The 13,782-nt window shown below is 52.7% G+C and carries 13 protein-coding genes; 6 read left to right on the top strand and 7 right to left on the bottom strand.

Features of this window, described 5'->3' with window-relative positions:
* The first annotated feature begins 284 nt into the window (after positions 1-284).
* Genes ACTF5Z_RS08500 through ACTF5Z_RS08485 form a run of 4 tightly spaced genes read left to right on the top strand, consistent with a single transcriptional unit; the run spans position 285 to position 5,553 of the window.
* Positions 285-1,538: a sarcosine oxidase subunit beta family protein gene (locus ACTF5Z_RS08500; protein WP_438985263.1), complete on the top strand. Its 1,254-nt coding sequence runs from the start codon at positions 285-287 to the stop codon at positions 1,536-1,538.
* 12 nt (positions 1,539-1,550) lie between these two features.
* Positions 1,551-1,850, top strand: a complete 300-nt coding sequence (locus ACTF5Z_RS08495; protein ID WP_438985262.1) for a sarcosine oxidase subunit delta — start codon at positions 1,551-1,553, stop codon at positions 1,848-1,850.
* A gap of 12 nt (positions 1,851-1,862) precedes the next feature.
* Positions 1,863-4,880 carry a sarcosine oxidase subunit alpha gene (locus ACTF5Z_RS08490; protein WP_438985261.1) on the top strand — a complete coding sequence of 1,006 codons (3,018 nt, stop codon included), beginning with the start codon at positions 1,863-1,865 and terminating at the stop codon, positions 4,878-4,880.
* Complete coding sequence (locus tag ACTF5Z_RS08485) at positions 4,873-5,553, top strand: sarcosine oxidase subunit gamma (protein WP_438985260.1); 681 nt, start codon at positions 4,873-4,875, stop codon at positions 5,551-5,553. The genes ACTF5Z_RS08490 and ACTF5Z_RS08485 overlap by 8 nt, the downstream gene beginning before the upstream one ends.
* Here ACTF5Z_RS08485 and ACTF5Z_RS08480 read toward each other — a convergent pair.
* The 3 genes from ACTF5Z_RS08480 to ACTF5Z_RS08470 all read right to left on the bottom strand — a co-directional run bounded on the left by ACTF5Z_RS08480 (position 5,550) and on the right by ACTF5Z_RS08470 (position 8,791).
* Positions 5,550-6,530, bottom strand: a complete 981-nt coding sequence (locus ACTF5Z_RS08480) for a GlxA family transcriptional regulator (protein ID WP_438985259.1) — start codon at positions 6,528-6,530, stop codon at positions 5,550-5,552. The two genes, ACTF5Z_RS08485 and ACTF5Z_RS08480, sit on opposite strands and share 4 nt — an antisense overlap.
* 70 nt (positions 6,531-6,600) lie before the next feature.
* A complete protein-coding gene (locus ACTF5Z_RS08475) occupies positions 6,601-7,929 on the bottom strand; it encodes a nucleoside recognition domain-containing protein (RefSeq protein ID WP_438985258.1) in 1,329 nt (442 codons plus the stop codon).
* Positions 7,930-8,008: 79 nt separating this feature from the next.
* Positions 8,009-8,791, bottom strand: coding sequence for an SDR family oxidoreductase (locus ACTF5Z_RS08470; RefSeq protein ID WP_438985257.1), 783 nt, complete (start codon positions 8,789-8,791; stop codon positions 8,009-8,011).
* A gap of 124 nt (positions 8,792-8,915) precedes the next feature.
* On the opposite strand from ACTF5Z_RS08470, the gene ACTF5Z_RS08465 reads away from it, so the two are divergent.
* Positions 8,916-9,425 (top strand): nuclear transport factor 2 family protein, encoded by a 510-nt coding sequence (locus tag ACTF5Z_RS08465; protein WP_438985256.1) that lies wholly within the window; start codon positions 8,916-8,918, stop codon positions 9,423-9,425.
* Here the strand turns inward: ACTF5Z_RS08465 and ACTF5Z_RS08460 are convergent.
* Positions 9,422-10,249 carry an ATP-grasp domain-containing protein gene (locus tag ACTF5Z_RS08460; protein WP_423849215.1) on the bottom strand — a complete coding sequence of 276 codons (828 nt, stop codon included), beginning with the start codon at positions 10,247-10,249 and terminating at the stop codon, positions 9,422-9,424. The genes ACTF5Z_RS08465 and ACTF5Z_RS08460 overlap by 4 nt on opposite strands.
* 159 nt (positions 10,250-10,408) lie before the next feature.
* Here ACTF5Z_RS08460 and ACTF5Z_RS08455 point away from each other — a divergent pair, with 159 nt between their 5' ends.
* Positions 10,409-10,612 carry a YgaP family membrane protein gene (locus tag ACTF5Z_RS08455; protein ID WP_438985255.1) on the top strand — a complete coding sequence of 68 codons (204 nt, stop codon included), beginning with the start codon at positions 10,409-10,411 and terminating at the stop codon, positions 10,610-10,612.
* An 8-nt stretch (positions 10,613-10,620) separates the two neighbouring features.
* Here ACTF5Z_RS08455 and ACTF5Z_RS08450 read toward each other — a convergent pair whose 3' ends face one another.
* From ACTF5Z_RS08450 to ACTF5Z_RS08440, 3 genes are all read right to left on the bottom strand, one after another.
* The gene (locus ACTF5Z_RS08450) at positions 10,621-11,418 is read right to left on the bottom strand and encodes a polysaccharide deacetylase family protein (RefSeq protein ID WP_438985254.1); all 798 of its coding nucleotides are present in this window, start codon (positions 11,416-11,418) and stop codon (positions 10,621-10,623) included.
* Entirely contained in the window at positions 11,415-12,515 is a 1,101-nt protein-coding gene (locus ACTF5Z_RS08445; RefSeq protein ID WP_438985253.1) for a glycosyltransferase family 4 protein, read from the bottom strand. The genes ACTF5Z_RS08450 and ACTF5Z_RS08445 overlap by 4 nt, the downstream gene beginning before the upstream one ends.
* Positions 12,516-12,533: 18 nt before the next feature.
* The coding region (locus tag ACTF5Z_RS08440) for a nucleotide sugar dehydrogenase (protein ID WP_438985252.1) at positions 12,534-13,782 on the bottom strand (1,249 nt) is incomplete at its 5' end.

The raw sequence follows: 13,782 nt of genomic DNA, 5'->3' as shown, positions 1-13,782 counted from the left end.
GTCGCCAAGCACCGAGCAACAACCCCGAGGATAAAGCGAGTGAGCGTTCACATATTGCTGCGCTTCTAACCAATTTTAGACTTCGGGGCCCCTTTTGTCGCAAGCAGAAATAAAAACGGCGCTATCAAGCAGGCCTAGATGACCATCACCATTTAAGATGCCATCAAGTCAAAGTCCTTATCGAACTTCCTCTTGCCGATCGACACCGATTGCCAACACAGCAACTGGTGGAGGGCTTGCCAGTGACGCAGGGGACTTCAATCGCGCACAAAGGAAGCGTAATTATGCAGCACTACTCCGGTTTTGGGCTGTTAAAGCACAGCCTCAGTCATCACGAAAACTGGCAACCCGCATGGCGTAACCCCAGGCCCAAAAAACACTACGACGTCGTTATCATTGGCGGTGGTGGTCATGGGCTGGCCACCGCGTACTACTTAGCTAAGGCGTTTGGAGTCACGAATGTCGCCGTTATCGAAAAAGGCTATCTCGGAGGCGGTAATACGGGGCGCAACACGACGATCGTTCGCTCTAATTACTTGTGGGACGAAGCAGCTCACCTGTACGAGCACGCCATGAAACTGTGGGAGGGCTTATCGCAAGACCTCAACTACAACGTCATGTTTTCGCAACGCGGCGTATTAAACTTAGGCCACACTTTACAAGACATGCGCGATATTCAGCGACGCGTTAACGCCAACCGTCTAAATGGTATTGACGGCGAGGTACTAGACGCCAAGCAAGTACAAGAAATCGTGCCGCACATGGATTGTTCAGCCAACCGACGCTACCCCGTATTAGGCGCATCGTGGCAGCCTCGGGCGGGCGTTGCCCGCCACGATGCTGTCGCTTGGGGCTACGCCCGCGGTGCCGACGCACTTGGGGTCGACCTAATCCAACAAACAGCAGTAACCGATTTGCTGATTGAGGATGGCACCTGTGTCGGCGTCAAGACCGACCGCTACGGCGATATCAAAGCGAATCGCGTGGGCTCAGTGACCGCTGGTAACTCAAGTGTTATCGCTAACATGGCAGGTTTTGAACTGCCCTTAGAGTCCCACCCGCTGCAAGCACTGGTATCCGAGCCCATCAAACCTATTTTGGATACCGTGGTGATGTCCAATCACGTGCATGGTTACGTCAGTCAGTCGGATAAAGGCGATCTAGTCATCGGCGCCGGCATTGATGGTTACAACGGCTATGGACAGCGCGGCTCATACCCGACCATCGAACATACGCTGCAGGCCATTGTTGAACTGTTCCCTATCTTCAGCCGAGTTCGCATGAACCGGCAATGGGGTGGCATTGTCGACACTACACCCGATGCGTGCCCCATTATTAGCAAAACACCGATCGAGAATCTGTTCTTTAACTGTGGTTGGGGCACCGGAGGATTCAAGGCAACAACAGGGTCGGGGCATGTGTTTGCAGCCTCGCTCGCCAGCGGAGAGATGCACGCTTTAGCCGAACCATTTTCGATGTTCAGATTTCACTCTGGCTCATTGATTGACGAACACGGCGCGGCCGGCGTAGCGCACTAAGGAGTTGATGCAATGTTCCACATTTACTGCCCGCACTGTTGCGAGTACCGCGAAGAAGAAGAGTTTCACCCCAAAGGTCAAGCGCATATAGCGCGACCCATCGAGCCTGAGGCCTGCTCAGATGAAGAGTGGGGCAACTATTTGTATTTTCGTAAAAACCCTCGAGGATTGCACCACGAACTGTGGGTGCACAACGCCGGTTGCCGTAAATTTTTTAATATCACACGCGATACCGTCACCTATGAAATTAAAGAGGTGTACAAGATTGGCGAAAAACCCGCTGTGGTCAGCTCAGAAAAATCGGCTCAGTAAGGAGTAGCGACAATGGTACAAAAAAATCGCCTCCAAACCGGGGGCCGAATTAACCGAAATAAAATCTTGCGGTTTTCCTACAATGGCAAAAGCCTGCAGGGTTACGAAGGCGACACCCTTGCCTCAGCTTTACTAGCGAATGGTATTGATGTGGTAGGCCGGAGCTTCAAGTACAGCCGCCCCCGTGGCATTGTGGCGGCAGGTGCCGACGAACCCAATGCAATCATGCAACTGGGTGCGACCGAAGCCACGCAGGTGCCGAACGTGCGCGCAACTCAGCAAGAACTGTTTGATGGATTGGTGTCGGGGGCAGTCAATGGCTGGCCTAGCGTCGATAATGATTTAATGAGTTATGTAGGGAAGATTGGCGGCAAAGTCATGCCGCCCGGCTTTTACTACAAAACGTTCATGTACCCACAATCCATGTGGGAAACCTACGAAACCTTCATCCGCAAAGCAGCGGGGCTCGGCCGCTCGCCGCTCGAGTACGACCCCGATACTTATGACAAGCTTAACCAGCATTGCGATGTCTTGGTTGTTGGTGGTGGCCCTGCAGGCTTGGCGGCAGCTCTTACCGCGGCGCGAGCCGGCGCGCGCGTGATTCTTGCCGATGAGCAAGCCGAGTTTGGCGGCAGCCTGTTAAGCTCAAAAGAGAAGCTAGATGGTATGCCCGCTGACACTTGGATAACAAACGCCGTAGGCGAGTTGTCGGCCTACAAGGACGCCTTGCTACTCCCACGCTCAACCGTCAATGGCTATCACGATCACAATTTTCTGACTATTCACGAACGGTGCACCGATCATATGACCGATCGAGCGCCCGCGAACAAACCACGGCAACGCTTACATCGTGTGCGTGCTAGATGGGTGGTGTTGGCCTGCGGTGCTCACGAGCGACCTCTGGTCTTCGGCAATAACGATGTCCCTGGCTGCATGGTGGCAAGCGCGGTATCGACCTATGTCAACCGCTATGGCGTTGTGCCCGGCAATGAGCTGGTGCTGATGACCACTAATGACAGTGCCTATCAAACCGCCTTTGATTGGCATGAAGGCGGGCGCAAAGTCACAGCAATTGTCGATACCCGTCAGAACCCCAAAGGCGCCTGTGTTGCCAAGGCTTCGACACTGGGTATTCAGGTGATTACGGGCTCTGCCGTTATCGATGCAGTGGGCTCTAAGCGAGTTAAAGCCGCTATGATTGCGCCGATCAGTGCCGACGGGAGTAAAGTAGTTGGACCGGCAACTCGCGTCCGCGCCGATAGCATTGCCAGCAGTGGTGGCTGGAGTCCTGTGATTCACCTTGCCGGACACACCGGCAGCAGGCCTATTTGGAACGAAGACATTCTCGGCTTTGTGGCAGGCCCGACCGTGCAAAAACAGCTGACCGCAGGCGCGATCACGGGCGAGTATTCTACCTCAGGCGCAATCGCTCAAGGTGTGAGCGCTGCCAATCAAGCGCTGACCGAACTTGGTATGGCTAAGGTCGAACTTGCCGTGCCAGCAAGAGAGTCGGAAGCGCAAGACCCCACCATGGCGCTATTTCTTATTCCCCACACAAAACGCACCGCTCAAGCACCGAAACAATTTGTTGATTTGCAGAACGATGTGACTGCCGCTGGTATCGAACTTGCGTGCCGCGAGGGCTATGAATCGATTGAACACGTAAAGCGCTACACCGCCATGGGTTTTGGTACCGATCAAGGGAAACTCGGCAACATTAATGGAATGGCCATTGCCGCCAAAGCGTTGGGTAAGTCCATTCCTGAGACGGGCACAACCATGTTCCGCCCGAACTATACGCCGGTAACTTTTGGGGCCATTGTGGGACGGGATTGCGGTGAATTATTCGACCCGCAACGTTTCACAGCCATGCATTCGTGGCACCTAAAGCATGGTGCTAAATTTGAAGATGTCGGGCAATGGAAGCGCCCATGGTATTTCCCGAAAGACGGGGAGACCATGCAGCAGGCCGTCGATCGCGAGTGCCTCGCAACGCGCGAATCTGTGGGTGTTCTTGACGCATCAACCCTGGGCAAGATTGATATTCAAGGCAAAGATGCCCGCGAATTCTTAGGGCGCGTCTATACCAATGCCTGGGCTAAGCTCGCCGTAGGCCGCTGCCGCTATGGACTAATGTGCGGCGAAGACGGCATGTTATTCGACGATGGGGTCACCGCGTGTTTAGGCGACAACCACTTCGTTATGACCACCACTACCGGTGGCGCAGCGAGAGTGTATGAATGGCTCGAGCTTTATCATCAGACTGAATGGCCCGAGCTTGAGGTGTATTTCAACACCGTGACGGATCACTGGGCGACCATCACAATTTCAGGACCCAATAGCCGTAAGTTGCTGACTGAACTGACGGATGCCGACGTCTCGAACGACAGCTTTAGCCACATGGACTGGAAAGAAATGACCGTAGCAGGTGTTCCAGCGAGGGTCTTTCGCATATCGTTTACTGGCGAACTCTCGTTTGAAATTAATGTACAAGCCAACTTCGGCTTACATGTTTGGGAGCAAGTGTTCGAGCATGGGGCAAAATACAATATCACCCCCTACGGTACCGAGACAATGCACGTTCTTCGAGCCGAAAAGGGCTTTATCATCGTCGGCCAAGACACCGATGGCTCGGTGCACCCCTACGATTTAGGTATGGGTTGGGCCGTTGCCCAGCAAAAACCTTTCAGCTTTATAGGTAAACGCGGTATGGCAAGGGAAGACTGCATACGCCAGAATCGCAAGCAATTAGTGGGCCTAAAAACAACCGACCCCAATGTTGTACTACCCGAGGGGGCTCAAGGGGTATTCGACCCCAAGGCGCCCATTCCCATGCCGATGGTGGGGCATGTTACCTCAAGTTACTACAGCGCCAACTTAGGCCGTAGTATCGCTCTAGGACTGGTCAAAGGCGGCTTGGACCGTCTAGGTCAAAAAGTATATTACCCCCTAGCCGACGGACGAGTCATCGAAGCGGAAATTTGCAGCACCGTGTTCTTTGATCCGACAGGAGAGCGTCTAAATGTCTGAAGCAAGAGGCCCCGTTGCCATTATGAATCAGGTACCCGAAGCAAGCGCGAAAGTTCGCGGCGAATCGCCACTGCACCACGTCGACTTGGCCAACATGGCGTCTCTTTTGACCCAGGCCGCTGGTGTAATATTTCAGGAACTTGGCCTACAGGGGCACCTAACCCTACGCTGTCAACCCGATGATACCCAGCTCACCAATATCGCCCACCAAATTTTAGGCGTGGCTCTACCGCTGCGTCCTCTCACCAGTGTAGAGGGGGCGGATGTTGTAATTCGCTGGATAGCACCCGACGAGTGGCTTATCTCGCTGCCCAACGACAAGGTGTTTGAGCTTGAAGCCAGGTTTCGCGCTGAGATGACTGGCCATTATTCTCTGGTAAATGGCAGTGGTGGGATGACTGTCTTTATTCTGAGCGGTGAGCATGTCGTCGACGTTCTCAAGAAGTCCACGCCGGTCGACGTGCACCAGCATGTCTTTCCTGTGGGGAAAGTAGTTTCTACGGTGTTTGCCAAATCGAGTGCTGTAATTCGCCGGTTGGGACCCCAAGAGTTCGAACTGGTAGTACGGCGAAGCTTTGCCGATTACCTCTGGTTGTGGCTACAAAGTGCGAGCCAAGAGTTCGGGCTCGCGATAGCAGATGCGGGCGACTTAACACTATGGCGGCAATCTTAAGGTTCTGCTGCGATCTTTCCTGCGACAGATCGTGCTCGGCTGGCACCGGGGGTCATCCCAAAAGAATCTTTAAAGCAGTTGTTAAAATGGCTAATGCTGACAAAGCCACAGGCAATGGCAACGTTCGTTATCGATTCATTAGTTTGTGCAAGCAGCCGTTTCGCGTGCCTTAAACGCAACTCTAAATAGTAGCGTGAGGGACTACTATCTAGGTGAGCGTGAAACAGCCGTTCCATTTGACGCCGTGATACCTGACTGTGTTCAGCGAGCTCTACCAAGGTTAAAGGTTCTTCAATATTCTTGCGCATCAACTCTAGAACTTCGCGAAGCGGCTCAGGCAGCGTGGGGTCATCGGCCATCTGCAGTGGAATAGCGTCCTGATCAGCACTGGTAATATCGCAGCTGAGAATTTCGCGTATCGCGCGGACAATTTCAGCTCCTCGATAACGCGCAATCAGTTTCAACATCATCTCGAGCGCGCTCGCGGGCCCGGTGCACGTTGCGCGATGCTGGGTGACGACCAGCGTGTTTTTAGACACACTCACTTGGGGGAATTGCTCTTTCATCAGCGCGTGATTATCGGGATGTATTGCGCATTCTTGCTGACTGAGTAAATTGGCGTGTGCCAACGCTACCGCGCCATTCCACAAACCACCCAATAAGCCACCTTGCTTGTCAAACGACTTAAGAATGTGACTAAGTGGCGAGTACTCTGTCAACGAACAACGCAGACCGCCACAAACGATCAACACATCAAAGCTTGAAAAATCGTTCTCTAAGGATTTAATAGTTCCGTTTGCGGCAATTTCGATACCGACGTCGCTTGTGGTGACAGCAGATGGTAAACCGTACGTTTGGTACGCGAACACGGGCTCGGGGGATACCAAATTAGCCGTGACAAGCGCATCGAGCGCGCCAGTAAAAGCAACCAATGAGAAGTTGGGTTGCAGGATAAAACCGACTTTAACTGTGCCCATATTGACGAATCATCATCTGTAACCATCATTTAGCATTGAGCTAGTCTGTTAACGTTTATTGCCGCTACGATTAGCCCGTAAAAAATACATTGCCCCAGAATACCGCCGCGAGAACGCCAGTTAGGTCTGCGAGCAAGGCAACCACTATTACATAGCGCGTGCGCACAATGCCGACGGCGCCGAAATACACGGCTAAGACGTAGAAGGTAGTCTCAGTGGAGCCCTGCATGACGCTCGCGATAAACGCCGATAGTGAGTTGGGATCTTGGTTCACGATGTCACTCATAACCGCAAAGGCACCCGAACCAGACAGAGGCCTTACCAAAGCCATAGGCAGAGTGTCCGCAGGCATACCAATTAAGTTAGTCAATGGAGCCAACATCTGAATTAACATATCCAGTGCCCCCGAGGATCGAAACAGCGCAATCGCCACCAAGATCGCCACCAGAAAAGGAATTATGCGCAGCGCAACGTCAAAGCCTTCTTTCGCGCCCTCGCAGACCGACTCATACACCGCCACCTGGCGACTCAGACCATAGGTCACCAACACGCCCATCAAAAATGGAATCAACCACGTGGGTAGTACGTCGATAAAAAAAGATAGTGGTTCGGCACCGCTGTGAATATGACCTACAAACTGAAAGACCGCTGCGCCAAGAAACACCAACAAGTACACAGGCAGCATCAAACGGCGCCAGCCCTCTGCCTGTAATTCGGGTGCAACCTGATACGCCGGTTCGTCCGGGTCGAAATCCGCGCCAGCGACAACAATACCGCCAGAATAAACAACCGGCGGATAGGGGTCTCGACTGGCAAATAGCTTTGCTAAAACAATCGCTACCACGGTAGAGCAGGCGGTTGCCAATATCGATGGCAACAAAATGCCGGCGGGGTCGTCGGCACCGGCGCCAGCACGAACCGCAATGGCACCCAAAGGGAGTAGGGTCACGGAGCTGGTATTGATGGCTAAAAACAAACACATGGCGTGCGTGGCAGTACCTTTATGTTTATTCAGGCTTTCTAAAGCCTGCATGGCTTTTATACCAAAAGGCGTGGCGGCATTGCCCAAGCCCAGAATGTTCGACGACATGTTCATAATCATGGCGCTCATGGCCGGGTGGTCGCCGGGAACTTCGGGAAAGAGCCGCGTCATCACTGGCTTTAGCTTGCGCGCAATAACGCTTAAGAGGCCCGCGTTCTCAGCAACCTTCATTAAACCCAACCACAGAGCCATAGCGCCGACTAAGCTAATGGCTAAGGTCACTGCCGTTTTAGCGGCATCAAAAGAGGCTTTGGTTAAGGACTCCATACTGCCGTTAAACAAGGCCACAAAAATGCCGCCCAGCATCAGAGTCACGAAGATCGTGTTAATCGCCGAACTCTTGTTTGGTTGAGCCATGACGTAAACCTACTTTGATCTAAGGCCGAATGGTTGCGGCATAAGTGTTCGGACGGAGTAGACGCATAAATGTTTAGCTTCAGGCCAATCCGGGATACGCACCGCCATCCAATAAGACCGTTTGCCCCGTCATGTAACCTGCGTGGGTGCTGCACATAAACGCGCAGAAATGGCCGAACTCTTCGGCGGTACCAAAACGCTTAGCAGGAACTTGGTTACGGGAAAGCTCTTCAACTTCGCCTGGCGTTTTTCCCATCATGGCCGAGCGAGCCACAAAAATACCGTCTAAGCGCTCAGTAGCGTGTAACCCGGGTAACAGGCTATTAATTGTCACGTTATGTTGAGCGAGTCCCGCCGAAATGCCCTTGCAGTACGACACTAAGCCCGAACGCATCGCATTGGATAAATCTAAACCTACCATCGGCATTTTTACCGAGGCACTGGTAATGGTCACGATACGGCCAAAGCCCCGCTCGCACATCCCGGTCACAGCTCGGTTGATTAAATCTGTCATTCCATAAAGGTTTGAATTTAAAGCCGCAACCCAGTCTTGCTCACTCAACTGCCGAAAGTCTTTCACCGGAGGTCCGCCCGCGTTGACCACTAAAATATCGGGCTGAGGACTCGCCGCGTATACAGAGTCACGGCCTTCGGCGGTCGACAGATCGGCCGCGCAGGTCGTAATCGCGACATCCGGTGCTGCTCGCCGCAGATCCTCGGCTGCAGCTTCCAAGGCATCGGTCGAGCGCGCCACCATCAATACATTGACCCCTTCGGCCGCCAGGGCTTGCGCTGAGCCCAGCCCTAAACCTTTTGAAGCACCGCAAACAATCGCTGAACGACCACGTATCCCTAAATCCATTGTTACCTCACTTAAATTAACCAGACCCCAGCAGCGGGTGCTGGGACGTATTTATTATCAAGCCTTGAGCTTACACCGCCCACATTTCACAATACAGTCAAATTCGCGACAGTTTGGTAACCGCATGAATAAGGCCATTGAAGACCGATTACACGCTTTAGAGTGTCGACTGGAACAAGTCGAAAGCCAACTGGAGCTGTATCAAGCACTCAGCACTTATGGGCCTGCGGTCGACAGCTTGTCGCTGGATCTAGCCGCGTCACTTTGGACCCAAGACGGAGTCTATGATATCGGCGATGAGCGCTTTGACATGGCCGGTCATGCCGACATCTTAGCTACGCTAAACGCTGATTATCATAAAGACTTAGTTGCTAAAGGTTGCGCGCACACCATGAGCCTGCCGCTCATTGCCATAAAAGACGAACAGGCGATTGGTTTGGGGTACCACCGCTTGTACACCCACGAAGACACAGGTTTTGGTCTGCATCGATTATCGGTAAGCCGCTGGGACTGGGTCAAAGAATCGGGTCGCTGGGTGGCCACGCGTCGAACCCATCGTTTATTAGACGGATCACCCGAGGCGCGCGAGTTAATTCGACAAACGCTTGCCGATATGCAATCGCTAAAAGGCTAAGCAACGCGTCGAAGCCGGCGTTTACGGCGGGGAGTTGTCGGCTCAATAGGACGCTCGCTGATCAAGCGCTTTTCCAGATACTCCAGAATAAAGCGGGTTGTATCACCGATCACAGCCGTGACTCCCTGAGTGCCAAACAGGCGATTAAACTCGATCAGATAAGGGTGCTGACCCACCATCGCCACGTCAAAACCGGCGTGATCAACACCGGTTCGTCTGGCGAAATCCTCCACCAACCGCACCGCTTCAGGAGGCAGTTGCCCAGCCATCATCGTGCCGCCCTGAGCTAGATTATTGTAAAACCCCTGCACGGCTTGCAGGCGCCAGTACCCGCCGACCACCTTCTCGCCGAGTAACACCAAGCGCAGGTCGCGGTCGATTGGCAAATACTCCTGCACGTAAATGGTATCAGTCTGATTGTAATACCGAACCCAATCCGCCGAATTTTCGATCAGGAATACGCCTTCACCACGACTACTTTTCGGGATCTTGGCAACAAAAGGATAATCAAATACCTCGAGCACATCGTTCAGAGCATTATCGGCTTTCGACAAAATTAAGGTATCGGGCGTGTGTGCGGGACAGACCGTCTGAAAGACGCGTGTCATCTCGATTTTATTGTGCCCAATGCGGTAACTGGCTTCACTTGGAAATACGCGTGCACCCAGACCATAGACAAGTGCGTTCAGCTGCCAATAGTCAGGAAACAACACAAAGTCGGCCGCCTGTATTCGCTCTTTATGGCGCCAGTATTGATCGGGTTTTAAATGATCGTGCGCCGGGAACGACAGTGTGCGAAGCGCATCAAAAGACAATAGTTTCATCGCCGACAAAACAAAATTAGACAGTGAAGTGTACGTCCAGTCACGCCTTTCGGAACAGTAGCCCAGAGCCAAAATAAGTGTGAATTTTGACGCAAGTCAGAAACTCAAAAACACCGATTCGGTAAGCTGTAAATCACCGATTGAAGAGGAGGCAGACACATGAATATCGACCGAGCAGTCATGGCGTTTGCAGGTATTGTGGTACTCATAAGTCTAACCCTCAGCCAGCTTCACCATAGTGCATGGAGCTGGTTAACCGTATTCGTGGGGGCCAATATGCTGCAGGCTGCTTTCACGGGCTTTTGCCCACTGGCGCTGATTTTGAAGAAAATGGGCGTACAACCCGGAGCCGCTTTTCAGTAAAGCGCAACTTATTTACGCCTGCCCGTTCGAAGGCGCAACTTAAAGCTCCACAAGCCTTCTTTGCCTGAAACTTTAATGCGCTTCAACTCTAGGGGTCTGGCGTAGGGCAGGGGGTCGATCCCTTCTTTGGTCGTCACCGCAAAATCGTAGCCTGCTTGCTCAGCTAAGCGGACATCCTCGGTATCGTAAATACCAAAGGGATAAGCAAAGCTAGGTATGCTTTGATTGAACTTTTGCTGTAAGACTGTGCGACCTTGAATGACTTCATCCGCACGCAGCTGCGGCTCAGTTGCCGGTAAATTTGCATGCGTAAGGGTGTGAGCGCCGAGCTCCCACACACCTGAAGCCAACATCGTCTCAACTTCAGCGTCACTAAGCTTGGGCTCCTGCATCAACTCGCCAGAATCGTGATGCGCCTTTTTTGCGGTCGACCAATCACGATCGAAGCGGTCCTCGACCAAATACAGGGTGGCCTTTGCTTTATAACGTGCAAGAATGGGGTGCGCGTACTCCAGGTTATCGCGGTAACCGTCATCAAACGTCAGCACAACCGTCTTGTCGGGCAACGCGTTCTTCAGCTCAGATACGTGCGCAAAGGTCCAGCCGTTCTCGGCGAGATACGCCACTTGGCGCTCAAACTGAGCAGGAGCCACCCGCAATTTATTAAACTTGGCGCCGCGTCGATGCCCGGACACCATGTGGTACATTAAAATTCGCGGGTGCTTGTAATCAATTGTGCGGCCCCACCAACGATACTGCGTGGACCACACGAGCAAGAGTAGCAGGTCTATCAGCACAAAGATCATAGCGAGCCCTCGTAGACCTGTAGCGTCATATCTAACATGTTTTGTTTAAGGAATCGCGTGTTTATGGCCGGTACCGAGGGATTTTGCAGCTGTGCTAACACCGACTGCAGCAGGGCCTCTTCGTCTTGTAAAGGAACGGCACCCTCGGGAAAAAGCTCGGCTAAAATCTCAGCGACACCGCCATGAGCATAACCGACAACAGGGCGCCCCAGACTCAGGGCTTCTAATACCGTGCGGCCGAACGATTCGGGTTGACTCGAGAGTGACAGGACAACATTTGAATGCACAAACAACTCGCGAATATCATTGCGCGCGCCGGTAAAGCAAATGTTCTGGGTCAAATCAAGCTGTGCCACCAAATCCCGTAATTCTTGCGCATAAGCTTTGCGCTTGGGATCTTCGCCACCCACGATCAGGCCATACACCGGCAGATGCTGTTGGTGCACCAAACGAGCCATTAGCCGAATGAAATCCGTCTGGCCTTTTAAACGGGTTAAGCGACCCGGCATGGTAATCAGCTGTTTGCCATGGGCGTCTGGAAATTCCTTGCTAAAGTGCGCGCTCCAATCGGCAGTGGGCGCAAAGTCTGGGTAGTAGCTGGAGGGCTCTATGCCGCGCGGAATCACGACCAATTTCGCAGTATCTACGTCGGGGTAATTAGCAGTTACGTAGTCGCGTGCGGCTTGCGATACGGTAACAACACGTTCGCCCACACACATAATTTTGCTGTACGCGTTCACTGAATATAAACCATGCACGGTTGAGATCAGCCGAGGTCGCGAGTTCGCTGGCAATCCTCGCCACGCTAGGTACACCACCCACGCAGGCATGCGCGAGCGCACATCGATTACGTCGAAGGCCTGATGCGATAGCCAAGTTCGCAAGCGCCAAATGTGACGCAAAGTAAGCAGACTTTTCTTGCCCAAATCCCAGACCACATGCGCCGAGCCCTCGCGTTCTAAACGCTCGACCATCGAGCCACCTGCCGATAAGACCCAAGAGTCATGGCCCTTGTTAACCAACGCTTGTGCAACCTCGAGCGTGCCCGTCTCGACACCCCCGCCATTCAGAGCAGGCAGTACTTGTAGAACTTTCACGAAGCCATAACCATGCGCTTATAACCGCAGATCGACCAAATCTTTCGGTAGTACGTACTTCAAGTCGTAAATGACGCGTTCGGTTTGCAACCAAGTGTTTAACTGCGACTCGTCGAGCTCGTGAAATTGCTCGTGCGCTACCGCTAACAGCAAACCTTGATAAGCATTAGCATCGGGCTGATCTATCAAACGACCATTGCTTAGTTCGGTGGTTTCGATATCCACCCATGGGTCATAGACATCCACCTCGGCACCGTATTGCGCCAAAGCGGCAATAATATCCACCACTCGCGTATTGCGAACATCGCGGCAATTTTCTTTAAAAGTAAAGCCCAGAACCAAAATTCGAGACCCAGCGACGTGCAAGCGTTTGCGCAGCATGGCTTTGACCAGCTCGTCGGCCACATAGGCACCCATGTTCGAATTAATGCGACGGCCCGCCAGAATAACGTCCGGTATGTAACCCACCGCCTGCGCCCGATAAGTTAAATAATAGGGATCAATGCCAATGCAGTGACCGCCCACCAAGCCGGGTCGGAAAGGTAAAAAGTTCCATTTCGTACCCGCCGCTTCAAGCACTTCTTGAGTATCGATGCCGAGCCGATTGAAGATAATAGCCAACTCGTTAACCAAGGCGATATTCAAATCACGCTGGGTATTCTCGATCACTTTTGCGGCTTCGGCTACCCGAATACTGCTAGCCCGATAAGTACCCGCACGAATGACAGACGCGTATAGCTGATCAACAAAATCGGCGATTTCCGGTGTCGAACCCGAGGTGACTTTAACAATGTCGGGTAACTGGCGCTGTTTATCACCAGGGTTGATACGTTCGGGGCTATAACCCACCCAAAAATCTTGATTAAAGGTAAGGCCTGAATACTGTTCAAGTACTGGGACACAATCGTCCTCGGTAGCACCGGGATAAACCGTTGACTCATAGATCACGATCGCACCCTTGGGCATGTGCTTGCCAACCGTTTCAGAAGCGGCAATTAAAGGGCTCAAATCCGGCTGCTTATCGGCGTTTATCGGGGTTGGGACCGTTATGATAAACACTTGGCAAAGCTTCAGTTGCGCGGGATCAGCACTAAATGATAACTGGGACGCCGACGCCAAAGCCTCGGCACTGGTTTCGCCGGTAACATCATAACCTTCGGTTAACTGGGCAATCCGTTTGGGGTCGACATCAAAACCCACAACCGGCTGCTTGGTTCCAAAAGCAACCGCCAAGGGCAAGCCCACATAACCTAGGCCAATAACCCCT

The organism is Aequoribacter sp., from assembly GCF_965659035.1.
In the GTDB taxonomy this organism is placed as follows: domain Bacteria; phylum Pseudomonadota; class Gammaproteobacteria; order Pseudomonadales; family Halieaceae; genus Aequoribacter.
The sequence above is the reverse complement of the archived record's forward strand: the minus strand, read 5'-3'. Positions and strand labels throughout refer to the sequence as shown.

Excerpts from the sequence above, each read along its gene's own strand:
- ACTF5Z_RS08450 (WP_438985254.1), bottom strand. The coding sequence starts at position 11,418 with ATGATCTTTGTGCTGATAGACCTGCTACTCTTGCTCGTGTGGTCCACG.
- ACTF5Z_RS08500 (WP_438985263.1), top strand. The coding sequence starts at position 285 with ATGCAGCACTACTCCGGTTTTGGGCTGTTAAAGCACAGCCTCAGTCAT.
- ACTF5Z_RS08495 (WP_438985262.1), top strand. The coding sequence starts at position 1,551 with ATGTTCCACATTTACTGCCCGCACTGTTGCGAGTACCGCGAAGAAGAA.
- ACTF5Z_RS08470 (WP_438985257.1), bottom strand. The coding sequence starts at position 8,791 with ATGGATTTAGGGATACGTGGTCGTTCAGCGATTGTTTGCGGTGCTTCA.
- ACTF5Z_RS08480 (WP_438985259.1), bottom strand. The coding sequence starts at position 6,530 with ATGGGCACAGTTAAAGTCGGTTTTATCCTGCAACCCAACTTCTCATTG.
- ACTF5Z_RS08465 (WP_438985256.1), top strand. The coding sequence starts at position 8,916 with ATGAATAAGGCCATTGAAGACCGATTACACGCTTTAGAGTGTCGACTG.
- ACTF5Z_RS08485 (WP_438985260.1), top strand. The coding sequence starts at position 4,873 with ATGTCTGAAGCAAGAGGCCCCGTTGCCATTATGAATCAGGTACCCGAA.
- ACTF5Z_RS08460 (WP_423849215.1), bottom strand. The coding sequence starts at position 10,249 with ATGAAACTATTGTCTTTTGATGCGCTTCGCACACTGTCGTTCCCGGCG.
- ACTF5Z_RS08455 (WP_438985255.1), top strand. The coding sequence starts at position 10,409 with ATGAATATCGACCGAGCAGTCATGGCGTTTGCAGGTATTGTGGTACTC.
- ACTF5Z_RS08490 (WP_438985261.1), top strand. The coding sequence starts at position 1,863 with ATGGTACAAAAAAATCGCCTCCAAACCGGGGGCCGAATTAACCGAAAT.
- ACTF5Z_RS08475 (WP_438985258.1), bottom strand. The coding sequence starts at position 7,929 with ATGGCTCAACCAAACAAGAGTTCGGCGATTAACACGATCTTCGTGACT.